Below are 21,876 nucleotides of genomic sequence, written 5' to 3' on the forward strand. Positions count from 1 at the left end.
TTTATTTCTTTGCTGAACAATTCCATGTTAAAGCGAACAAGCTACTTCCTAAAAGAGTAGAAATACTAAAAAATATAAACACCCCATCCCATCCATAATTATCACTTATCCATCCAACACCGACTCCTGCAATTGCTGCTCCTAAATAACCACACAACCCTGATAATCCATTAGCTGTGCCAACAGCTTGACGAGTACTGAAATCAGCCGCGGCAATACCTACAAGTAGTTGTGGACCTGAGACAAAAAAACCAACAAGAGAAAGAATTACTATACTTAGCAACTCGCTTTGGATAGGAAGCTTCCAAAATAAGATTAGCAATAAACTAAGTGCTAGCATACATATTGTACTTACAGGACCACGTCTTCCTTGAAATAATTTATCAGATAAAAAGCCTGCTATTAACGCCCCTGGAATACTTATCATTTCATATAAACCTATTTGTAAACCAGCATTTAAGAGACTTATACCTCGTAAATCTTTTAAAAATGTAGGAGCCCAATAAATTACCCCTAAACGTATTATATATACAAACATGTTTGCTAAACAAACATACCATATTAATTTATTGCAAAATACTATTTTAAGTAATTCGGCAGTTGGCAGTTTATCATAATCGCTTATTAATTCAGGAGGGTAATTTTTATATTCTTCAACTGTAGACAAACCTACTTCTTTGGGAGAATTTCGAAGTCTATTATATAAAAAAATTGATACTACACAAGCAACCACGCCAGGTACAAAAAAAGCAGATCTCCAACCGAACTTATCAATCAGGTAACCACAGCTTACCATAGCAAGAGCACCACCTATTTGGTTAGAAGTTGCTCCCATTGCCCATTTAGTTCCAAGCTCTTTAGAAGCAAACCAGTGAGTTAACATTTTTGTAGCAGGAGGCCATCCCATTGACTGAAACCAATTACTTGCTATCCACAAAATACCAATAAGGAATAAAGAATCTGAAAAGCCTATTAGAATAGTGATAATACCAACGAACAAAAGCCCCAGAACCATAAATATCCGAGCATTAGTCTTATCACTGATAAATCCATTACAAAATTTACTAACTCCATACATTATAGAAGAAGCAGTTAATATCCAACCAATTTGAGTTTTTGTAACATCAAAATATTCTCTAATAGCTGGCGTTGCTATATTAAAATTTTGACGACAAAAATAAAAAGTTGCATAACCTATAATGATAGAATACAAAATCCTTATTCGCCAACTGTTATATTTTTTGACATATGGTATTCTTGGAATTTTAATTTCAGATTTTGTATTTCTCATATCATAAATCCTATAATTACAAAGAAAATAAGCTCTTAAAAACCTATTTTCTTATATTGATACTATTTTTCAGTATTATTTACTAAAACTTGATATTCTTTATTTAATCCCTTAACGGCATATATCCATAATATTACTATCACAAAAAATATAGAAGCAAAATATGGGGTTGCTTCAACAAACCCCAATGCCGGGAATATAATAAAAAATGTAGATTGAATAATAGCACCACCTGATTTACCAAATCTTCCGCCGATAACTTCAACAGCAGCTTGACCTTTTACTCGTAAATCTTTATCAAGTGGAATATAAGCCATATTTTTAGTAGCATCAAATAGAGAATATTTTACACCTTTACTTAAAACATTTTGAATTGTACCGATCATAACCGCAAGTGCTAAAGGACCTGATGCTAAAATACCTGTTAGATACATAGCAATTACACTATCAAAGAAGATAAACGCAAAAAACGCAATACCGGTAATTAGCATCATTAAAGGCGTAATCATCGCAGCAGTTAACCAAGATACTTTTCTCAAAATATTGCTTCCTATAATCATAAAGGCTATAGCAACCCAACCTTGATAAGCTTGAAACTGCCCCATATACATAGTATAAGCTTCTTTTGTGGGGTGTAATTCTTTTAATTTTGATTTCCAAACACCTTCAACTAGATTTACAGAAATACCATAAGCAATAAGTAATAATGCGATATAACCTACATATTTAGAAGTAAATATCATTTTAAAGCTTTCTATTAACGACATTTTAGCTTTAGCCTTTTTTCCTTTTACAAGTGCTGGATCATAAAGTTTAGGGTCAGTTAAAACATTTTTATTCATCCATCTATATGTAAGTATTACAGCCAAACTACTTATTATCATAATAATAAATAATGGAGTAAACTTTAAATGCTCTGCTACTATTTGGGTTTTTTCATGTAAAAAATACCCAATAATTAGCGATGTTACAGGTAATGCTAAATTAGCAAGTAATCCAAACATTGAATAAAAATGCTTAGCTTCATCGGTTTTAGTAATTTGGTTAGCAAATTGCCAAAATAGTAAGCTTAGCATTAATGTTCCCCAAAGCTCAGCCATAGTATAGAAAGATGCAAAACTCCATTTTCCAACTATTCTTATAAACCATTTAAAATTAGGATATGCTAAACTTAAGGATTCTATAGTTTCAGGATTAGGGTGAACTAAATCAGGATTAGGGTAAAGAACAAATGCAAATAATGCAAAATATGCTAGGAAAAAAGAAGTAATTACATAAAATACGTTTTCTTGCTTTAAAATATCACATAGCTTAACGTAAACTATCATAGCAATTACCGCAGAAGGAAGTACTATATAAGTTTTTAAGAAGCTTATTGCTTCAGCTCCTATATCAGTTACTACAAAACCGTCTTTAATTGAACGAAGTGTTGAGTAATTTAGTAAAATACAAAACATCATAAATGCCATCGGCAAAAACTTTTTGTTCTCATACCTCTCAATAGGCCAAATTACTTTTCTTAGTTCCGAGATATAATTATCGCTTTTCGTAGTACTCATAAATTAAATTTTTCTATTTGTTTCAAAGATAAGTATTATACTAAACTATGTTAGAAAAGTCAAATATGATGATTATTTATAATAGGCTGCAATCAATATTACCCAAGAATTTTTATAAATTATTTCTTTAACCTCAAATCCTATTTTTTCATAAGCATCTCTAACATCTTCCAATTGATTATCAAGAAAACCTGACAATACTAAATAACCATTTTTATTCATAAGATTGCTAATCTGGGTAGATAACTCAATTAAAGGTAAAGCTAAAATATTACTTAAGACTAAATCAAATTTACTATTACAATAGCTATCTAATAAAATATTTTCAGAGGTATTTTGATAGAATTTTATATTAGAATTGTTAAAGCTAGCATTTTCTTTTGCAATTTCTACCGATGCATCATCAATATCACAGGCTAAAATCTCTGCCTCATTCCATAATTTTTCAGCTATAAATGAAAGAATCCCACTGCCAGTACCTATATCTAAAATTTTATTTGCTTTAATATCTTTAAGACATTCTAAAGCCTCTATACATCCTGATGTAGTCTCATGAGTACCAGTACCAAAAGCTCTAGAAGCTTCAATTAATATAAGTGTTTTATCTTTGGGACATTTATCTTGATGTAATGTTGTGCAAATAAAGAAACGATTTGTTTGAATTGGTGCTAACTGGTTTTGATAAAATGCTACCCAATCTTTATCTTCTATCTCTTCACTAATTATGTCACTAGTGATTTCTATATTGTTTAGTTTTGCTAATTCCTGTACTTCTTTTTTTAAAGTAACTAAATTTGTTTGATTATCACAATAAATTTCAAAGCACCAAATATCTTTAGGTTGTGATTCTAAAGTTTTTGACTTTACTTCATAAACAGAAATGGCACTTACTTTTTCTGTAAAAAATTCTTCAAATATATTTATATCCTTATACTGAATATTAAATGAAATTTTAAAAATATCTTTTGATTGACTATCAGATTTAAACATGATCTACTTATGTGATAAAATTTTAATAAGGCTTATATGATAAGAAACATAATTATTACTATTTCTGCAATATTATTGTTAACCTCAAAAGGCTTTGCAGATGATACTATATCTAATGCTTCAAAAAAAGATACCAAAACAGATATTACAACACAAAAAATTCTAGATGAATTTTATGCCTATGCTGGCACTATTAAACCAGAAATACGTGAAGAAATACAAAAATATAGGGTAGAAATAGTTAACATTAATAAAAAGAAACGTGAACTATATGATAAGCTTTCTAAAGAAGCACAAAATTTTTTAGCAAAAGAACAAGAATATAAACAAAGATTATCTTCCTCCAGCATGGCTACAGAAGATAATAAAGATGCTGATAAGAAATAATTAGTTATTTGCAGCACGTTGAGTCTATCATATATTTTGTGTAAGTTGTAAAGCAACAGAGAAAGAAATACTGTTAAAATACAACTAGAACAAAGGTAAAAAATATGGCTAAGAAAATAGAAGCTGGTGTTAGAAGTGCAGATATAAATAATAAGTTAGTAGAGGAAATATTATCCCAATCTAATCCTAAAGAGTTATTTGGAAAGGATGGATTGTTTCAGCAATTAAAGAAGAGGTTAGTAGAGAGAATACTAGAGGACGAGCTAAGTCATGAATTAGGTTATTCGAGGCATAGCAAGGCATCAAAGCAAGATAGCAATCGTCGTAATGGTACGAGCGAAAAGACAGTAATAGATGACAGTGGTCAAAAGATAGTACTTGATATTCCAAGAGATAGAGACAATAGTTTTGAGCCTCAATTAATTCCTAAGGGAGTTAGAAGATTCACTGGATTTGATGATAGCGTTATTTCACTTTATGCAAGAGGTATGACCATGAGTGAGATTCAATCCCATTTAGAGGAAATGTATCATACAGAAGTATCTAAGGAGCTTATCTCGACTATTACAGATGAAGTTATGGAAGAGGTAATAAGAGGGCAAGCCCGAGCATTAGATAGAATATACCCAATTGTATATTTAGATTGCATCATGGTAAAAGCAAGAGATAATAATATAGTTATAAATAAGGCTGTTTACCTTGTTATTGGTATAAATATAGAAGGCAAGAAAGAGCTTTTGGGTATTTGGATTAGCAAGAATGAGGGTTCAAAGTTTTGGATGCAGGTTGTAAGCGAATTAAAGAACCGAGGTGTAGAACAAATTTATGTAGCATGTGTTGACGGTCTTAAAGGTTTTAGAGATGCAATAAACAGTGTTTTCCCAAATACCATAGTACAACTTTGTATAGTACATATGGTACGTAATTCTTTAAAGTACGTTTCTTACAAAAATCTTAAAGAAGTAGCAGCTGACTTAAAACAAATCTATACAGCAAATAATGAGAATATGGCTAATTTAGCATTAGAAGAGTTTGCTAAAAAATGGGATAGTAAATACCCAGTTATTTCTGATATATGGAGACGTAATTGGATTGGTATAGTACTTTTCTTTGCGTTCCCTAAAGAGATTAGAAAGGTAATCTATACTACCAATACGATAGAATCGGTAAATAGACAAATCCGTAAAATTATCAAAAATAAAGGGGTTTTCCCAGATGATAAATCTATCACAAAAATTGTCTACTTAGCTCTTAAACATGCTGCAAAAAAGTGGACCATGCCTATTAAAGAACGGTCTCTTGCTTTGAATCAATTTGAGATACTATGTGGAAATTTTAAATATGAATTATTAGAAAATGATTTTTAACAATTTACACAAAAATTATGATTGACTCAAACTAACAAAAAATTTTAACATTAGCTAGTCTTGTTGCATCCAATGGTGTGCTATACTTTTCATAATATTTATTTTTCTAAATCTTCTTTAGACAATTTTATAATTTTTATAACAGACTCTAAAGAAAACCCTTATTTCATCATTTCCTTTGCCATAATAGCTTTTTCTTCTTCTCTACCTTGTTGCATCCAATGATAAGCTATACTTTTCATAATGTTCTCTCTTTTTTTAGGATTTAATTTTGATTGAAGTAGTTTTTCTACTTCTAGTATATCATCTTGTTTTATTCTGGTCAAAGTGTAGTATAAAATTAGTTCAATATGATCAATACCGATAGCAAATTTAGGCAAAAGATCAGCTACTTCCTCCTATCTCTTCAATAAATCACGCTCATGAATATGCTTCATGAAAAACTGTAATATTCCTGACCAAGCTCTTTCCTTTAGTTCTTCGTCTGGAATATCATGTACATTGATTAATTGATAATCACCGCTCCATGTAGATTTTACAAGTTCACTATTCTCAAATAATTCCCATAGATTTCGTGGAGCATTATATTTTTGTACACCGTTATAAAATATTAATGGATATATGAAAGGAAATTTTTTGCTTTTTGTTGATTTTTTATGATATTCGGCAATTTTAAACATATACCGAAATAACCTCAAAGCCATATTATGATTAGGCGAGCTTTGATGCTCTAAGAGCAGATATAAGTAACCTTTTCTATCTCCAAACTTAGCAGAAAATAAAATATCTACTATAGATTTTTTGAGTCTTTTATCTACAAAACTGTCTTTTTCCATTTTCAGCTTTTCAAAGGAAATCAAATTTTGTATATGGGGAGGTAAATGCATCTCAAAAAATTCTCTAGAAACTAAAGGGTTTTCAAACGCACTTCGGATAATTTCGTCGTGTTTAGGCTTTGTAGACACTTAATTATTGATATACTATTAATACATAGTGAATTAACTTGGACTCGGGATAGTTAATTTAAAAGTGAGACTGCGGACGTATACTTAATACGTGAGCACAGGCAAAACTTGCAAAATTGACTGTCCCCAGTTCAAGTTAAAAAACTATAAACGCACTATATACATTTTCTACTAATAGTACAACAACAATATTATTTTTTTTTAATCTAAAGTTATATTAAGTATCTAATAAGCTTTGTAGTTGGTCTTTAACTTTTGGTAATTTGGCAAGATCGCTTCCGCCAGCTTGGGCAATGGAAGGCTGCCCGCCGCCACCGCTACCACCTAAAAACAGTGAAAGCTCTTTTGCAATGAACCCTGCATTAAATCTATCTGTTATAGCCTTACTTATTGCTACAGTAATGGACAATTTAGAGTTATTATTTCCAACATACACTACTACTAAATCTTCTACTTTTTTAGTTAAATTCTCAGCAGCTTGACGTAAAATTTTATTGTCTAAATTTTCTGTGTGGCGATAAATTAACTTAATTTCCTTGATCTTTTCGGCTTGCTTTTCAATCTGCTCGACGCTTAAATCTAAACTAGCTAAATAAGTTTTTTCTAACTCCTTTTCAAGCTCTTTATTACGTTCTAAAATATTGTTAACTTTACTGACAAGCTCATTTTTGTTAGTCTTTAGGCTATTTTCTATATTTTTAAGTAACCCCTCTTTTTCTCTAATTAGCTTAATTACAAATTCACCGCAAACTGCTTCGATTCTACGAATACCTGCTGCAATAGCTAATTCGCTGGTAATTTTAAAGCAACCAATATCACCGGTATGTCTAACATGCGTACCGCCACATAGCTCGAGCGAAGTTTCGCCCATCTTAACTACTCTAACTTCAGAATCGTATTTCTCGCCAAATAATGCCATAGCTCCTTGTTTTACAGCATCTTTGGTAGACATAAGCGTAGTATCTACTTCGTGGTTATCTCTAATAATCTCATTTACCTTATCTTCAATTAAAACAATTTCTTCAGGAGTTAAAGCTTTAGGATGGCTAATATCAAATCTTAAATAAGAAGTAGCAACGAGTGATCCTTTTTGCGTAACATGCTTGCCAAGTACCTGATGCAATACCGTATGAAGTAGGTGCGTTGCCGAGTGGTGAATTCTTAAATTCTGTCTATATTTAACATCAATACTAAAATTAGCATTTTCATCTGTAGTAACCTTACCTTTTTTAAGAACGCATTTATGAACTATGATAGAACCTAGATATTTTAGAGTATCTATTACCTCTATTTCACAATTTTGGGTTTTAATTACTCCGATATCGCCCATCTGCCCACCTGACTCACCATAAAAAGGCGTTTGGTTGGCTATTAAGAGAAACTGCGTATCTATTTCACTAATATCGCTTACTAAAGCATTATCTTTAATTAAAGCAACTATTTTTCCATCAGCTTCATTAAGATTATAGCCTAAAAACTCTGTACTGCCATATTTTGCTTTAATATCAAACCATAGCTGATCGGTTTTAGATTCGCCCGATCCAAACCAAGATTTTCTAGCACGCTCTTTTTGCTCTAGCATTTGCTGCTCGAATCCTTGATGATCAACAGCAATATTACGATTTTTTAAAATATCTTCCGTCAAATCAAGAGGAAATCCATATGTGTCATATAACTTAAATGCTACTTCACCTGATAATCTACCGCCTGCATTTAGATTTTCTGTTTCTTCGGAAAGTAATTTTAAACCCCGCTCTAAAGTAGTTTTAAATCTAATTTCTTCCTGCTCCAATATACTGCTTATAAAGCTTTCTGCTCTTTTAAGCTCAGGGTAAGTATTGCCCATTAAATCAACAAGCTTTGGCAGTAACTTATACATTAATGGCTCTTTTGACCCAAGTATATGAGCGTGACGCATAGCTCTTCTCATAATGCGGCGTAGCACGTAACCACGTCCCTCATTTGATGGCACTACCCCATCAGCTATCAAAAAGCTACAAGCTCTTAAGTGATCAGCAATAACGCGGTATGAGAATTTTGCCTCTGCCTCTACTTTCACCTTTAATATATTCTCTGTGAAACCAATTATTTCTTGGAATAGATCTATATCATAATTATTATTAACATGCTGTAGCACTGCTGTCATACGCTCAAGACCCATGCCAGTATCAATCGACTTCTTCGGCAAATCTATTTTGGTGTCTTTATCAATCTGCTCATATTGCATAAATACCATATTCCAGATTTCAATAAAGCGGTCACCATCTTCATCTTTAGTGCCAGGTAAACCACCATATATTTGCTCACCATGATCATAAAATATTTCCGAGCAAGGACCACAAGGACCAGTATCACCCATTGACCAAAAATTATCATTCGTTTTAATTCTGATTATGCGATCATCCGAAAACCCTGCTATTTTCTTCCAGTAAGAAGCTGCTTCGTCATCAGTGTGATAAACTGTTGCATAAAGCTTATCCTTTGGTAATTCAAACTCTTTAGTTAATAAATTCCAAGCATAATATATAGCCTGCTCTTTAAAATAATCACCAAAAGAAAAATTACCGAGCATCTCAAAAAATGTATGATGTCTTGCAGTATAGCCGACATTTTCAAGGTCGTTATGTTTTCCGCCTGCCCGTAGCGATTTTTGACTGGTTACTGCTTTATCGTACGGTCTTTTTTCTTGCCCAGTAAAGACATTTTTAAACTGCACCATACCAGAATTAACAAACATAAGGCTCGGATCGTTATGAGGAATGAGCGGACTACTACTTACATGTGTATGATTATTTGTTTTAAAGTAAGATATGAATTTACTTCTAATTTCTTCAGTGGTAAATTTAGACATATATATTATGATAAGTATAAAAATTAATTATATATAATGAATTATAATCAAAATAAACTTAATTTATAAAAAATATTCATGAAAAATATTTTTGACTTATTTAAACTGAAAAAAAATATTGTAGTTTTATTAGGCAATAAAGGCATTTTTCTTAGTGCTTTTCTTGGTGATAAAATATTAGATAAATTATTTATTCCTTATAAGGAAGAAGAGCAAATTGATTTAAGCTTATATAAGAATTTTTTTAATAAATTTTCCAAAAGCGATATTTACTTTTTACTTGATAATACTGAATGCAAGATGCGTCATGATCAGTTGCCAGTATTGCAATCTATAGTCAAGATAGATCCTATTGAACAATTTATTGCAGGGTATTTTGAAAAAGAAGATATTATAGCTCATTGTGTTTATGAGGTTACTTCTCAACCAAGCGAGATTTGGTTGCTTTTAATTATGTCATCTCCTTTAAAAGCTCCTTTAAGCGATATAGTTTCATGCGTAATAGAAAATAGATTGTTTAATTTTAAAGGAATGTATTTTTTAACGCTAGAACTACAAGTTATTATCAATAAAATAGTTCAAAATGTAGAAAATAATAAATTTGCAAATTATTTTCAAATTTGTGCATTTGCAACACAAGCTAGCGGTATAAAGTTCATTATCAAACATAAAAATAATATAATCACTATTAGAAATTTTGAATATCCATTTGATAAGACAGCTAGCTATGTTCAAGGTATTATAGAACAGGAAATTAATGACTGTTTTATATTATTTAAAAACTGTATCAATAATATCAATAAAGAAGTTTGCATTATTCTTATAGTAGATGAAGAATTAAAATCTTTATTAGAGCCTATAAGCTTTGAAGATTATCGTGTAATCCTTGTTCCAGTTGATAACATATTAAACGAACCAAATTTAGAGAATACTCGACTTATAGATACAAATATCAGTAAATTACTTATCAAACATAAAAACTTTCCTGCTTCTAATAGTTATCTAAAATCAATAAAAAAGCTAACTATTATAAGAAGCTTAACATTTAAATTATCTGCTGCATTACTTGCAACACTAATAATTACTGCTGGTGTTATGAAATATCGTACAGATACAAATTATAAAGACACTAACTTTATTAATGAAAAATATTATGCCACAAATCAAGAATATGATAATATAAAATATAAATATCCATATATTAAAAATACTACTAGTCTTGCTGACTTATACGTAATAGACAAATTACTGGAAGCACCAGTACCATTACCATTTGAACTACTTGAAAAACTTATTATTACCCTTAATCCATCTTTTAAAGTAAAAGAAATAAAATGGGAATTAACAAATATAGATAATATTTTACTGGTCTCAAAAAGACACTTATTAATTAAACTATTGCTTAATTATAATACTCAAGGTATCTCGGTAGATGAGTCAATCAAAATGCTTAATGATCATATGACAAGCGTAAAAAATAAATTACCTCATTTGTATATAGATTACGTTATATATAAGGATAAAATAATTGATATATCAAATAGAGTAGAAATCCCTTTATTTGTTAGTATCATTGACGAAAAAACTTAAATTATTTAAGGTAAAGAGATGTTTCAAAAATATATTGTGTATTTAAAGAATCTTATATTCTTTCAATTTATTATATATTTTTTCTTTATTTCATTAACTGTTTGGGTAATAAAAAGTTTACAGCAAGAATATGCACAATCAATTCTTGATAAACAATTAGCTCAAGAAAGTTTAACTGAAGAAGTATTAAAGCTTTATTCCGTGCAAAATTCTAAAGAAGAAATTTTAGAATCCTATAAGAAATATGTCGATTTAAGTTTACCAAATAAAGTAACCTGCCTAAATTATCAAGAATTAATTCCTAAAATAAAAGGTTTAAGCAATAAATATAATCTACTAGAACCTATAGATATATCAATAAACTCAGTCTTTTTTAAAAATAATATTCCTGCAATCGAAAACGAAAATAAAAATATTCGTGTAAATAATTATAGTATAAATATAAAATATGCAGCTGTGGATTTTATAACTTTCCTAAAAATATTTCATGAAATCTATTCTTATATGCCGCCTAACACGCTTATATCATTTGTAAGAGTACGAAATGAAGAAGTATTAACACCTAAAAATATTTACAAACTTTCAGTAGCTCACCCTCCTAACCTTATTTATGCCAAATTAATATTATATATACGAGAATTATCTTCAACATGAATAATATAGATACTACTTTATTTAAAAAAGACATTATTAATAATTTTATTAATAACCTTACCGAAATTACCTGCTCAACTCTTGCAAATATGCTTGCTATAGATTATGCGGTAAGACTTAATTCAAAACCTGAAGCTAAAAAATATATAAATGTATGTATTTCAAGGCTTAAAAATCACTTAAGGCTACGTGTTATTAATGATGATAGTTTTTCTCTAGCTCTAAAATTATTTGTAATTCTGATTACTCCAGAAGATGAGAATAATCAAAATATTTCTGAACAATCACAGGATATCGTAGCAGAAAATCTAGTAGAAATGTATTTTGGAGCTGAAAAAATAAGTAGAGAAGAAAAATTAAAAATAAAAAACGTGTTTAAAGTTCTTTTAAAAGAAAAGAATTTCGACGAAATAATTAATTATGCACAATCGCACGTAAAATTATTCCGTACGTCTTTAAGATATGGCATAAATAAGTATAAGACTCCCAACGAAATAAGCGTTTATATACAACAAGAATTTAGTAAAGTATTAGAAATATCTTCAGAACTTACAAGAAGAAGTAATCTATTTAAACAAACTACTGGAAAAATTGCTGGTGCTGCTTGTGCCCTTTTAGTCGGAGCGATTAGCGTTGCAACAGCAGGAGCAGCTTTTTCTATTGTAGTTTTGCCTGTTTCAATTTTTGCCGTGAAATATGCCCCTAAAATTGGTGAAAAAATTGGAGAACTAATTTTAAATAACGATAAAGCGATAAAACTGGAACAGAATAATATTAATCAGATTATAGCGAAAATATCCAATAATAATGAAAATTTATTATCTCAAGAAAAAAGACAAAATATTCAAAAGAGCATAGTAACAATACCAACTAAATTAAACATCAAATTAGATAAGAAACTAGGACATGAAAAACATAGATAAAGCAAATTAATTAGTTATAGTAAAATACAATTTCTACATCATCTTTTAATTTTTTAAGAACATATCTGATACCGTAAATGGGTTAGCATTAGCGGCATTCGATATCCCCTTAAAAAAATAAAATATTTCCTATAAATTACACATAATTCAACGTATTTTACTATAAATATAATATTTCAAAACGTTTCTTATCAGCAAGCGACTGAGCTTTAGGAGCTTCTGGATACTCCAGTAATAATGGCAAAAACAAGCTGCCTCCAATCACAATACGACTATTTTCGTTTTTAGGACGCAATCCCCATATATTTTGATAGGTCATAGCCATTAAGGTACTTTCTTTATTATGAACGTTGGGATAATTACCTATATATAAAAATACATGTCCTTCAATATGTATTATAGTAAGAAAAGGTTTTCCATTTTTAATTAGATAAGATAATCTTTCTAACGGAGTGGCAGCACTCATATCAACTGCATAAAAATTTTCCTTAATAAATTCTGCCTGAGCACCTGAGTTTCTAGGTAGCCATATACCAAAAGGTGTAAAAAGATTTTTTAATTCTGCAGAACAATCATTATAAAAATACATATTTCCCCAACCGTAAGGTCTACCTATTAAACTACTAATAAGGTTTGCCATATTATGCTGAGTAAAGCTTAAAGGCATAACCTTAACATTTTCATCAGGTACTAATACATGTTTAATAATAGCTTGATTATTTTCTACTACCGGTATCATCAATTTTTTATTTGAGGTATCTTTACTATCTACTATAGGAAATACCGATCCTATATAAGCAGTAAATAAAGACCTGCCATTTAAATCTATAATATTTGTATTTGTTTGAGTAATCGCACCAAGCTTTAATTTAGCTGCTTTTTGCCAATTATTTATAAACTATACTTGATGCTTTAGCGATGCCCCTACTTTCTACCCAAGTTAAAAACGATGAAGGGGCTATTACTAAAGACCAATTTTTATCCATAGTAGTTCCACTACATATAGAGGTGTTCCTGCCCAAATAGCAGTTTCTTGAAGATTGTCAAAAGGATATCCTTGTCCAGCAATTTTATTGCTGTAAAAATGTACATCATTTGTTGGCAAGGCTCTAGCATGTAAATTATCAATAGCTATAGCTCTATTATTAGGGTTATAATCTAAATTAGCGAATTGAGCTATATTCATATTATAAGTAATTTGATCAGCCCAAGCAGATGAGTAAGGACGATAATTTTCAGCATAACCTATATCATTTTCTGCTTTTTTACCTCTATTGCTATAGTTACTCACTATTTCTTCTTGTATAGATATTATATCTTCCAGAGAAGCTTTATGCAGAACTAAATTAACAAAATTCTGATCCCACGGGGATAATTTACCATATTTATGCTCATAAAATAATTTAAAATGTCTCTGCTGCGTATCTGCCGCTAATAATGGAGTATTATAATTAGGATCATTAGGATTTAACCAAGTAGAAACGTTTTGGTCGTATTTCTCTAAAGGAAATAATGTTAAAACTTCTTTGCCTTGAGACAAATTTTTATTATTAATTGAATTACAGTTCATTAATAAGCAAGAGGCTACTATTGATAAAATAATATGTTTTTGCATTAAGGTTAACCAATAAATAAAAGCTATATAATAATAATTGAATTTATTAGTGCAAGTAATATTTGAAAGCTACTTTTAATCATCTTTAAAGCATAATTATTATTTAATCTTTTTTAAAACTCATCTAAGATATATTTTTACTTGAGAATATAAAATATTCACCTTATTATCCTGTTAATATTAATATAATAGTTTTAAATGAAAAAAGTAGTAATATCAGGCATGGTAGGCAATGCCTTAGAGTGGTATGATTATGCATTATATGCCCAATTTGCTTATATTATAGGTCAGCATTTTTTCCCTGATTCTGAAATGCGTGATACTCTAACTTTTGCAGTATTTGCTGCAGGTTTTATAGTACGTCCTTTAGGAGGTATCATTTTTGGTAATATCGGTGATAAGTTCGGTAGACGTATTGCTTTAGTAGTCGGCATTATAACTATGGCAGTACCAACCTCAGGTATAGGGTTACTTCCTGGATATAAAACTATTGGGATTGCTGCACCTATTATTCTAACTATTATAAGACTAATTCAAGGATTTTCCTTAGGCGGTGAATTTAGCGGCTGCATTTCTTATATAGTTGAGCATGCTTCATTTGAGCAAAGAGGACTTGCAGGAAGTGCCTCATTCGTTAGTATGTGCGGGGGCATGCTACTTGGGCTTATAACCGCCGCCAGTTTTTCTTATTTTATGCCGGCTGATATGTTATTTGAATGGGGATGGAGAATACCTTTTATTGCCGGATTATTCATTAGTTCAGTAGGTTTATATATTAGGAAGAATCTATCAGAAAGCCCTATTTATAAAAAAGCTAAAGAGAGCGGTAGGCTAGCACGTTTTCCTCTACGGGAAACCTTAACAAAATACCCAAAGGAGCTAATCGTAGCACTTGGACTTTATATTACTGTAACTGCACCTTTTTATACTTCGACGGTTTTTATCGGCAATTTTATGCAAACTCTTGGATATACTAACCAACAAAGCGTTATTGTAAGTAGCGTAATATTAGTTGTTATGATGGTAGTGTTTCCAATATCGGCTTATATTTCAGATAGAGTAGGGCGTCGTCCTGTACTAATATGCGGTATTATTTTACTAATTCTATTAGTTTATCCTATTTTCATTTGCCTTGGATCAATGAATTTTGCTTTAGCAATTATCTCACAGATATTATTTGCCGGAATTATAGCTGTTTATATGGGACCTATACCGACTGTATTAGTAGAAATATTCCCAACTAGCGTAAGGTTTACCGGTGTTGCACTTTCATATAACCTTGCTGCTGCTATATTTGGTGGTACTGCTCCGATGGTAGCAATGTTATTAATGAAAATGACCGGCGACAATTACGCAATCTCATATTATTTAATTGCACTTGCTTTAGTATCCTCTATAATTCTGAGATTTTATAAAGAGACATATAAGAAAAATTTGGTAAACTAAACAACCCTCAGCTATAAGCTGAGGGGTTATAAAGTGGAATGGCACCGTCAAGTTAAGGGAGGTATAAATTAAGTATTGAGCAATTACAGGGAATGATTTATAGAATAGCAGTAACAATTTATCCTAGATTTTACCGCTATGCATATTACTCAAGCCCCGAATAGACATCGTTTTCCAGCAAGCATTATTAGCCATACAGTATGGTTATATCATCGCTTTAATAATAGTTACCGAGATGTTCAAGAGCAGATGGCTTATCGAGGTATTATATTAAGTCATGAGACTGTAAGGTTTTGGTGTTATAAGTTTGTAGTTTATTTTCAAGATGTTATTAGTAAGAGAGAGCGAAAGCCAACTGATAAATGGCATTTGGATGAGATGAATATCAAGATCAAAGGTGAAGTATTCATATTATGGAGAGCTGTTGACTCTGAGGGACATGAATTAGAAGTATTACTGCAGAAGCGTCGTAACAAGAAATCAGCTATTCGCTTTTTATCAAGATTATTGGGTAATTATCCATGTCCAAGGGTTATTGTGACTGATAAGCTAAAAAGCTACATTAAACCAGTTAGGTATATGTGTCCTAGGACTAAGCATCGTACCGATAAAAGACTAAATAATCGGATTGAGAATGCCCATCAGCCAACTAGGAGAAAAGAGAAGATACTGATTAAATTTAAGCATCCTAATTCAGCACAATGTACATTATCACTGATGGGAAAAGTCAGAAATATATTTGCTGTAAATGTTGGAAGATATACTAAAACAGCATCTGAGCAAAGAATTGCATTTGCGTCCGCTAAATCCATTTGGGATGAAGCTACTCAAAGACTTCTTGCTGTCTGAAATCTAAAAATATAGTACTTTGTGACACTAATTTACTTAACTTGACGGTGCCCTGAGGGTTGTTTAGTTATACTATGGTTAAAAAGCCTCATAATATGATAAAATCTAACTTTTTGTAAATAAACCAAACCTTATGCAAATATACTTATTTAACACCCTCACCCAAAACAAAGAACTATTTGAACCTGAAGATCAGACTAATGTAAAAATGTATGTATGCGGTCCAACTGTTTATGATAACCCACATATTGGCAATAGTAGATCGGTAGTGGTATATGACTTACTTTATCGCATACTTGTAGATATATTTGAGGCTAAATCTGTAAAATATGTACGGAATATTACCGATGTAGATGATAAGATAATTGAGAGAGCAGCAAACTTAGGTATTAGCATTAACGAGTTAACAGACAAAGTTACAAAAGAATTTCATACGAATATGAAATATCTATTTTGTTTACCACCTACTATAGAACCAAAGGCTACGCAGCATATTGATGTAATGATCGAAATAATAGAAAAGCTAATTAAATCTGGGCATGCATATATTGCAGATGATCATGTTTATTTTAATGTTTTATCAGCTCCTAATTATACAGAATTATCTAACCGAAAATTAGAAGATATGTTTGAAAGCGTACGGGTAGAAAATAGCAAAACTAAAAAGCATCCGCAGGATTTTGTTTTATGGAAACCAGCAAAACCAGATGAAGATGTATACATGAACTTCAAGAGCCCATGGGGACTAGGACGTCCCGGCTGGCATATTGAATGTTCAGCAATGAGCTATAAATATTTAGGCAAAAATTTTGATATTCATGGCGGCGGTGCTGATTTAATATTTCCACATCATACTAACGAGATTGCACAAAGTAAATGTGCTTTCTCGAACTCCACTTATGCAAAATACTGGGTTCACAATGGCTTTTTAACAGTTAACGGCGAAAAAATGAGTAAATCTCTTGGTAATTTTATTACTGTCAGGGATTTAATGGATAAACAAATTAAAGGCGAAATAGTAAGATTATTTTTATTAACCGCCCATTATAGACGTCCTCTTGATTATAACGACAAGGCTATAGAGGATGCTAAAAAAACTCTAGATTATTGGTATAGAGCTATTCAAAATATAAATATACAAAAAATAGATACTCTGCCTAACGACTTTATGCAAAGCTTGCTTGACGATATGAATAGTCCGCTTGCTATTAAAATAATTAACGACTATGCCAAAGCCATTTTTACAGCTAATACCGAAGAAGAAAAACAATTTAATGCCTCTAATCTTATTGCTTGTGCTAATTTTATTGGATTAATGAACGAAACACCACATGAATGGTTTAATAAAGATGTAGACGAAAATTATATAAATAATCTTATTAATGAACGCTTAAAAGCAAAAAAACAAAAAAATTGGGGATTAGCTGATCAAATTCGTAACAAATTATTAAATGAAAAAATAATTTTAGAAGATAAGCCAAACGGCACTACTATATGGAGGAAAGAATAAGGACTTGTAAATTACGGAATATAAGTATATAATTTGTAGGCTTATATTTTTAAGCAAATTCACACGTAAGATAAATGTTAGTTCATTAGTTAAGTGACTAGTTCTTATGTCATTCCCGCGGAGGCGGGGATCCAGCATAAAGCGAGATAATCTAAGCTTTTTATTTTAAAGGTTTTACTGGATTCCCGCCTCCGCGGGAATGACATAGTTGTACAACTATGGTACGACAAGACACACAATGAAAGACTATTTTACGGAGGTATAAACTAACAATTAGGAGAAATAAATGTCAAAAATACCACCAGTTAACGTTAAAGATTTATTAGATGCCGGCGTGCATTTTGGTCATAAGACCTCACGTTGGAATCCTAAAATGGCACCTTATATATATGGTGAGCGTGATGAGGTACATATAATTGATTTAAGACAAACAGCAGCTTTAATGAATGTTGCTTTAAATGCAATATATGAAACTGTAAAAAATGATGGCAAAGTATTATTTGTGAGTACAAAAATACAAGCAAGCGATATTATAGCAGAATATGCTGAAAAATGCGGACAATACTATGTAAATCATAGATGGCTTGGCGGAATGCTAACTAACTGGAAAACTATTTCAGGCTCTATAGAGAAATTAAATAAATTAGAACAAACTTTAGAAAATGAAGAAGCTTGCATCGGTTATACTAAGAAAGAAATACTTGATATGAACCGCAAGAAAGATAAATTACTTCTATCACTTGCTGGAATTAGAGAACTACATTCTAAGCCAGATTTAATAGTAATTATCGATACTAATAAAGAACATATTGCAATTAGTGAAGCTGTAAGGCTTGATATACCTATCGTGGCTGTTGTAGATACTAATTCTAATCCTGACCATATAGATTATCCAATTCCAGGTAATGATGACGCTATAAGATCAATTAGGTTTTATTGTAGTTTATTTGCTGATGCTGCACTACAAGGTTTAGAAGAATCAATGAAAGCATCAGGAGTCGATTTAGGCAGCATCCAAGAACATGGTGATAAAAATTTAGCTCCTAAAAATGTTTCTAAATTAAAACAAGCTAAAAAGTTCTCTAAAACAAAAAATATCAATGAAGAAGCAAATACAGAATTTGAGCAAGCATTAAGTGATGCTGATGAAGACAAAAATTAGACATCTTTTTAAAATGCATAATTAAATGGATATAGATAAATGAGTGAAGTAAATATAAGTGCTAGTGACGTTAGAGAGCTCAGAGAAAAAACTGGTACTGGAATGATGGATTGTAAAAAAGCCTTAATCGAGACTAAAGGCAATCTTGAAGAAGCTGTTGACTTTTTGCGTAAAAAAGGTCTTGCTGCTGCTGCAAAGAAAGCTGGACGTGTTGCTGCTGAAGGGTTAACAGCTGCTAAAGTTGACGGATTAACTGGAGTTGTCGTTGAAATAAATTCTGAAACCGATTTTGTCGCAAGAAATGAGCAATTCCAAAGTCTAGTTACAAATATTGCTAACCTTGCAATAAATGTTAAAGATATAGAAGAACTAAAAGCAGCTAAAATGCCAAACGGCAAATCAGTAGAAGAAGACGTTGTAGAAAATATTGCTACAATATGTGAAAACTTAACACTACGCCGCATGGAAGTACTAAAAGTATCTGAAGGAGCGATTGGCTCTTATGTACATAATGAAGTTGCACCAAACTTAGGTAAAATTTCTGTATTAGTAGGTCTACAATCAAGTGCAAAAGATACGGCAAAACTAGAAGCTTTAGCTAAGCAAATCGCTGTTCACGTGGCAGGAAATAATCCACAAAGTATAGATGATTCTGGTTTAGATCAAGCCCTTGTAGAACGTGAGAGAAAAGTATTCTTTGAGAAGTCAAAAGAAGAAGGTAAGCCTGACAATATTATCGAAAAAATGGTAGAAGGCAGAATTCGTAAATTCTTTGCTGAAGTTGTGCTATTACAACAAAATTTCTTATTTGATAATAAACTAACTGTTGCTGAAGTAATCAAAAATGCTTCTAAAGAACTTGGTGCAGAAATTCAAATTACTAAATTTATCAGATATGAACTTGGTGAGGGTATAGAGCAGGAAGAAAAAAACTTTGCCGATGAAGTAGCCGCTGTAATGAAAGGCTAGTATACTTACCTTTATCATGCAATATCCGTTTTTGTTGCACGAATCAAAAAGTACTTACAATGGCATTCCCGCAGAAGTACAGTAGCGTCCGGATAAAATTGTAATATTGTTAAAATCATCATTGCAAGAAAGCATTGCTTGCGTGGATTATTTTCCCCTGTCATCGGCACCGTCAAGTTAAGGGAGGTATAAATTAAGTATTGAGCAATTACAGGGAATGATTTATAGAATAGCAGTAACAATTTATCCTAGATTTTACCGCTATGCATATTACTCAAGCCCCGAATAGACATCGTTTTCCAGCAAGCATTATTAGCCATACAGTATGGTTATATCATCGCTTTAATAATAGTTACCGAGATGTTCAAGAGCAGATGGCTTATCGAGGTATTATATTAAGTCATGAGACTGTAAGGTTTTGGTGTTATAAGTTTGTAGTTTATTTTCAAGATGTTATTAGTAAGAGAGAGCGAAAGCCAACTAATAAATGGCATTTGGATGAGATGAATATCAAGATCAAAGGTGAAGTATTCATATTATGGAGAGCTGTTGACTCTGAGGGACATGAATTAGAAGTATTACTGCAGAAGCGTCGTAACAAGAAATCAGCTATTCGCTTTTTATCAAGATTATTGGGTAATTATCCATGTCCAAGGGTTATTATGACTGATAAGCTAAAAAGCTACATTAAACCAGTTAGGTATATGTGTCCTAGGACTAAGCATCGTACCGATAAAAGACTAAATAATCGGATTGAGAATGCCCATCAGCCAACTAGGAGAAAAGAGAAGATACTGATTAAATTTAAGCATCCTAATTCAGCACAATGTACATTATCACTGATGGGAAAAGTCAGAAATATATTTGCTGTAAATGTTGGAAGATATACTAAAACAGCATCTGAGCAAAGAATTGCATTTGCGTCCGCTAAATCCATTTGGGATGAAGCTACTCAAAGACTTCTTGCTGTCTGAAATCTAAAAATATAGTACTTTGTGACACTAATTTACTTAACTTGACGGTGCCGGGTTGTTTAGTTTATACCTCCCTTAACTTGACGGTGCCATAAAAATATACAAAAAGTTGAAATTTTAGTTAAAAAATTAAACTAAACAACCCTCAGCTATAAGCTGAGGGGTTATAAAGTGGAATCGATTAGAAATCGATCATCATTCACAGGTTCACCTTCCTGTTCATCAATATAGTGCTGTATCATTTCATCAGTTATATTACCTGAACTGACTGCCATATAGCCCTAGCCCACAAATGATTGCCCCAAAATTGTTTTCGTAAATGAGTAAATTCTTGCAATAAAATTCTTGAGCTAATGCCTTTTAAATACTGTACTAACTTGCTAAGAGATATTTGCGGCTTATATGAGATAAACATATGTACGTGATCACATGATATTTTCCCTGAAATTATATGTACTTCATGTTCCATACAAATCTGCCTCAGTAAATCTCTAGTCCTTTCCGATACTTTGCCTATCAATATTCTCTTCCTATATTTTGGTATCCATATAAGATGCACTTTTAAATCATACTGACTATGACTATTCTTTCTATAACTTCTCATTTCTTGATATAAATTCATTGCTAAAGCAATTTCATTATATCTTCCCTTCGCCTAAAGGCGAGGGATTTTTGATCCCCGAAGGGGGACATTAATACTTATTAACAAGCTAAAGAAATGTTGATTTTATAATAGAACTTGACTAAGAAGAAAGGATGATATAAAAGTCACAA

The 21,876-nt window shown here is 31.4% G+C and carries 20 protein-coding genes and 1 pseudogene; 11 read left to right on the forward strand and 10 right to left on the reverse strand.

Translation table 11 applies throughout. From position 1 onward, the window contains the following. Position 1 precedes the first annotated feature (1 nt). The 3 genes from BA173_RS02640 to BA173_RS02650 all read right to left on the reverse strand — a co-directional run bounded on the left by BA173_RS02640 (position 2) and on the right by BA173_RS02650 (position 3,840). Positions 2–1,291 (reverse strand): MFS transporter, encoded by a 1,290-nt coding sequence (locus tag BA173_RS02640; protein ID WP_016948289.1) that lies wholly within the window; start codon positions 1,289–1,291, stop codon positions 2–4. A 62-nt stretch (positions 1,292–1,353) separates the two neighbouring features. Continuing rightward, on the reverse strand, positions 1,354–2,850 hold the full coding sequence (gene tlc1 / locus BA173_RS02645) for an ATP/ADP exchange transporter Tlc1 (protein ID WP_016948288.1): 1,497 nt from the start codon (positions 2,848–2,850) through the stop codon (positions 1,354–1,356). A gap of 72 nt (positions 2,851–2,922) precedes the next feature. Further along, positions 2,923–3,840 (reverse strand): 50S ribosomal protein L11 methyltransferase, encoded by a 918-nt coding sequence (locus BA173_RS02650; protein ID WP_016948287.1) that lies wholly within the window; start codon positions 3,838–3,840, stop codon positions 2,923–2,925. Between the two features lie 36 nt (positions 3,841–3,876). Between BA173_RS02650 and BA173_RS02655 the strand changes: the two genes are divergently transcribed. Next, on the forward strand, positions 3,877–4,227 hold the full coding sequence (locus BA173_RS02655) for a hypothetical protein (RefSeq protein ID WP_016948286.1): 351 nt from the start codon (positions 3,877–3,879) through the stop codon (positions 4,225–4,227). A 104-nt stretch (positions 4,228–4,331) separates the two neighbouring features. Next, positions 4,332–5,594 (forward strand): IS256 family transposase, encoded by a 1,263-nt coding sequence (locus BA173_RS02660; RefSeq protein ID WP_095568273.1) that lies wholly within the window; start codon positions 4,332–4,334, stop codon positions 5,592–5,594. A 98-nt stretch (positions 5,595–5,692) separates the two neighbouring features. Here BA173_RS02660 and BA173_RS02665 read toward each other — a convergent pair. Both BA173_RS02665 and alaS read right to left on the reverse strand, forming a co-directional pair. Continuing rightward, positions 5,693–6,559 (reverse strand): annotated as a pseudogene (locus tag BA173_RS02665) (Rpn family recombination-promoting nuclease/putative transposase). 217 nt (positions 6,560–6,776) lie between these two features. Then, a complete protein-coding gene (alaS, locus tag BA173_RS02670; RefSeq protein ID WP_016948283.1) occupies positions 6,777–9,410 on the reverse strand; it encodes an alanine--tRNA ligase in 2,634 nt (877 codons plus the stop codon). A gap of 78 nt (positions 9,411–9,488) precedes the next feature. Here alaS and BA173_RS02675 point away from each other — a divergent pair, with 78 nt between their 5' ends. Genes BA173_RS02675 through BA173_RS02685 form a run of 3 tightly spaced genes read left to right on the forward strand, consistent with a single transcriptional unit; the run spans position 9,489 to position 12,577 of the window. Beyond that, positions 9,489–11,000 carry a hypothetical protein gene (locus BA173_RS02675; RefSeq protein WP_016948282.1) on the forward strand — a complete coding sequence of 504 codons (1,512 nt, stop codon included), beginning with the start codon at positions 9,489–9,491 and terminating at the stop codon, positions 10,998–11,000. Positions 11,001–11,018: 18 nt separating this feature from the next. After that, positions 11,019–11,654 (forward strand): hypothetical protein, encoded by a 636-nt coding sequence (locus BA173_RS02680; protein WP_012151529.1) that lies wholly within the window; start codon positions 11,019–11,021, stop codon positions 11,652–11,654. Next, on the forward strand, positions 11,651–12,577 hold the full coding sequence (locus BA173_RS02685; protein ID WP_016948281.1) for an RP853 family protein: 927 nt from the start codon (positions 11,651–11,653) through the stop codon (positions 12,575–12,577). Before BA173_RS02680 ends, BA173_RS02685 begins: the two co-directional genes overlap by 4 nt. A gap of 160 nt (positions 12,578–12,737) precedes the next feature. On the opposite strand, the gene BA173_RS02690 is transcribed toward BA173_RS02685, so the two are convergent. After that, complete coding sequence (locus BA173_RS02690; RefSeq protein ID WP_068041549.1) at positions 12,738–13,316, reverse strand: NlpC/P60 family protein; 579 nt, start codon at positions 13,314–13,316, stop codon at positions 12,738–12,740. A 225-nt stretch (positions 13,317–13,541) separates the two neighbouring features. Further along, positions 13,542–14,192: an SH3 domain-containing protein gene (locus tag BA173_RS02695; RefSeq protein ID WP_016948541.1), complete on the reverse strand. Its 651-nt coding sequence runs from the start codon at positions 14,190–14,192 to the stop codon at positions 13,542–13,544. 198 nt (positions 14,193–14,390) lie between these two features. On the opposite strand from BA173_RS02695, the gene BA173_RS02700 reads away from it, so the two are divergent. Then, entirely contained in the window at positions 14,391–15,638 is a 1,248-nt protein-coding gene (locus BA173_RS02700) for a metabolite/H+ symporter (RefSeq protein ID WP_068041545.1), read from the forward strand. Here the strand turns inward: BA173_RS02700 and BA173_RS07705 are convergent. Further along, positions 15,576–15,755 carry a hypothetical protein gene (locus BA173_RS07705; RefSeq protein ID WP_157738051.1) on the reverse strand — a complete coding sequence of 60 codons (180 nt, stop codon included), beginning with the start codon at positions 15,753–15,755 and terminating at the stop codon, positions 15,576–15,578. The genes BA173_RS02700 and BA173_RS07705 overlap by 63 nt on opposite strands. A 21-nt stretch (positions 15,756–15,776) precedes the next feature. On the opposite strand from BA173_RS07705, the gene BA173_RS02705 reads away from it, so the two are divergent. From BA173_RS02705 to tsf, 4 genes are all read left to right on the forward strand, one after another. Next, on the forward strand, positions 15,777–16,487 hold the full coding sequence (locus BA173_RS02705) for an IS6 family transposase (RefSeq protein WP_095568243.1): 711 nt from the start codon (positions 15,777–15,779) through the stop codon (positions 16,485–16,487). 133 nt (positions 16,488–16,620) lie between these two features. Beyond that, complete coding sequence (gene cysS, locus BA173_RS02710; protein ID WP_016948543.1) at positions 16,621–17,997, forward strand: cysteine--tRNA ligase; 1,377 nt, start codon at positions 16,621–16,623, stop codon at positions 17,995–17,997. A 286-nt stretch (positions 17,998–18,283) separates the two neighbouring features. Further along, a complete protein-coding gene (gene rpsB / locus BA173_RS02715) occupies positions 18,284–19,159 on the forward strand; it encodes a 30S ribosomal protein S2 (protein WP_011477933.1) in 876 nt (291 codons plus the stop codon). Positions 19,160–19,198: 39 nt separating this feature from the next. After that, entirely contained in the window at positions 19,199–20,128 is a 930-nt protein-coding gene (gene tsf / locus BA173_RS02720) for a translation elongation factor Ts (protein ID WP_016948544.1), read from the forward strand. A gap of 14 nt (positions 20,129–20,142) precedes the next feature. Here tsf and BA173_RS07710 read toward each other — a convergent pair whose 3' ends face one another. Next, positions 20,143–20,370: a hypothetical protein gene (locus tag BA173_RS07710; RefSeq protein WP_157738053.1), complete on the reverse strand. Its 228-nt coding sequence runs from the start codon at positions 20,368–20,370 to the stop codon at positions 20,143–20,145. Between the two features lie 21 nt (positions 20,371–20,391). Here BA173_RS07710 and BA173_RS02725 point away from each other — a divergent pair, with 21 nt between their 5' ends. Next, the gene (locus BA173_RS02725) at positions 20,392–21,102 is read left to right on the forward strand and encodes an IS6 family transposase (RefSeq protein WP_095568274.1); all 711 of its coding nucleotides are present in this window, start codon (positions 20,392–20,394) and stop codon (positions 21,100–21,102) included. A gap of 250 nt (positions 21,103–21,352) precedes the next feature. On the opposite strand, the gene tnpA is transcribed toward BA173_RS02725, so the two are convergent. Continuing rightward, entirely contained in the window at positions 21,353–21,706 is a 354-nt protein-coding gene (gene tnpA / locus BA173_RS02730) for an IS200/IS605 family transposase (RefSeq protein WP_232505965.1), read from the reverse strand. Between the last annotated feature and the right edge of the window lie 170 nt (positions 21,707–21,876).

The sequence above is a fragment of the Rickettsia sp. MEAM1 (Bemisia tabaci) genome (assembly GCF_002285905.1).
Lineage (GTDB): Bacteria > Pseudomonadota > Alphaproteobacteria > Rickettsiales > Rickettsiaceae > Rickettsia.

Bases quoted from the DNA above. Each gene is read 5' to 3' on its own strand.
- BA173_RS02675 (WP_016948282.1), top strand. From the start codon at position 9,489: ATGAAAAATATTTTTGACTTATTTAAACTGAAAAAAAATATTGTAGTT.
- BA173_RS02655 (WP_016948286.1), top strand. From the start codon at position 3,877: ATGATAAGAAACATAATTATTACTATTTCTGCAATATTATTGTTAACC.
- BA173_RS02650 (WP_016948287.1), bottom strand. From the start codon at position 3,840: ATGTTTAAATCTGATAGTCAATCAAAAGATATTTTTAAAATTTCATTT.
- BA173_RS02690 (WP_068041549.1), bottom strand. From the start codon at position 13,316: ATGATACCGGTAGTAGAAAATAATCAAGCTATTATTAAACATGTATTA.
- tlc1 (WP_016948288.1), bottom strand. From the start codon at position 2,850: ATGAGTACTACGAAAAGCGATAATTATATCTCGGAACTAAGAAAAGTA.
- BA173_RS02705 (WP_095568243.1), top strand. From the start codon at position 15,777: ATGCATATTACTCAAGCCCCGAATAGACATCGTTTTCCAGCAAGCATT.
- tsf (WP_016948544.1), top strand. From the start codon at position 19,199: ATGAGTGAAGTAAATATAAGTGCTAGTGACGTTAGAGAGCTCAGAGAA.
- BA173_RS02685 (WP_016948281.1), top strand. From the start codon at position 11,651: ATGAATAATATAGATACTACTTTATTTAAAAAAGACATTATTAATAAT.
- BA173_RS02680 (WP_012151529.1), top strand. From the start codon at position 11,019: ATGTTTCAAAAATATATTGTGTATTTAAAGAATCTTATATTCTTTCAA.
- tnpA (WP_232505965.1), bottom strand. From the start codon at position 21,706: ATGAGAAGTTATAGAAAGAATAGTCATAGTCAGTATGATTTAAAAGTG.
- cysS (WP_016948543.1), top strand. From the start codon at position 16,621: ATGCAAATATACTTATTTAACACCCTCACCCAAAACAAAGAACTATTT.
- alaS (WP_016948283.1), bottom strand. From the start codon at position 9,410: ATGTCTAAATTTACCACTGAAGAAATTAGAAGTAAATTCATATCTTAC.
- BA173_RS02725 (WP_095568274.1), top strand. From the start codon at position 20,392: ATGCATATTACTCAAGCCCCGAATAGACATCGTTTTCCAGCAAGCATT.
- BA173_RS02695 (WP_016948541.1), bottom strand. From the start codon at position 14,192: ATGCAAAAACATATTATTTTATCAATAGTAGCCTCTTGCTTATTAATG.
- rpsB (WP_011477933.1), top strand. From the start codon at position 18,284: ATGTCAAAAATACCACCAGTTAACGTTAAAGATTTATTAGATGCCGGC.
- BA173_RS02700 (WP_068041545.1), top strand. From the start codon at position 14,391: ATGAAAAAAGTAGTAATATCAGGCATGGTAGGCAATGCCTTAGAGTGG.
- BA173_RS02660 (WP_095568273.1), top strand. From the start codon at position 4,332: ATGGCTAAGAAAATAGAAGCTGGTGTTAGAAGTGCAGATATAAATAAT.
- BA173_RS02640 (WP_016948289.1), bottom strand. From the start codon at position 1,291: ATGAGAAATACAAAATCTGAAATTAAAATTCCAAGAATACCATATGTC.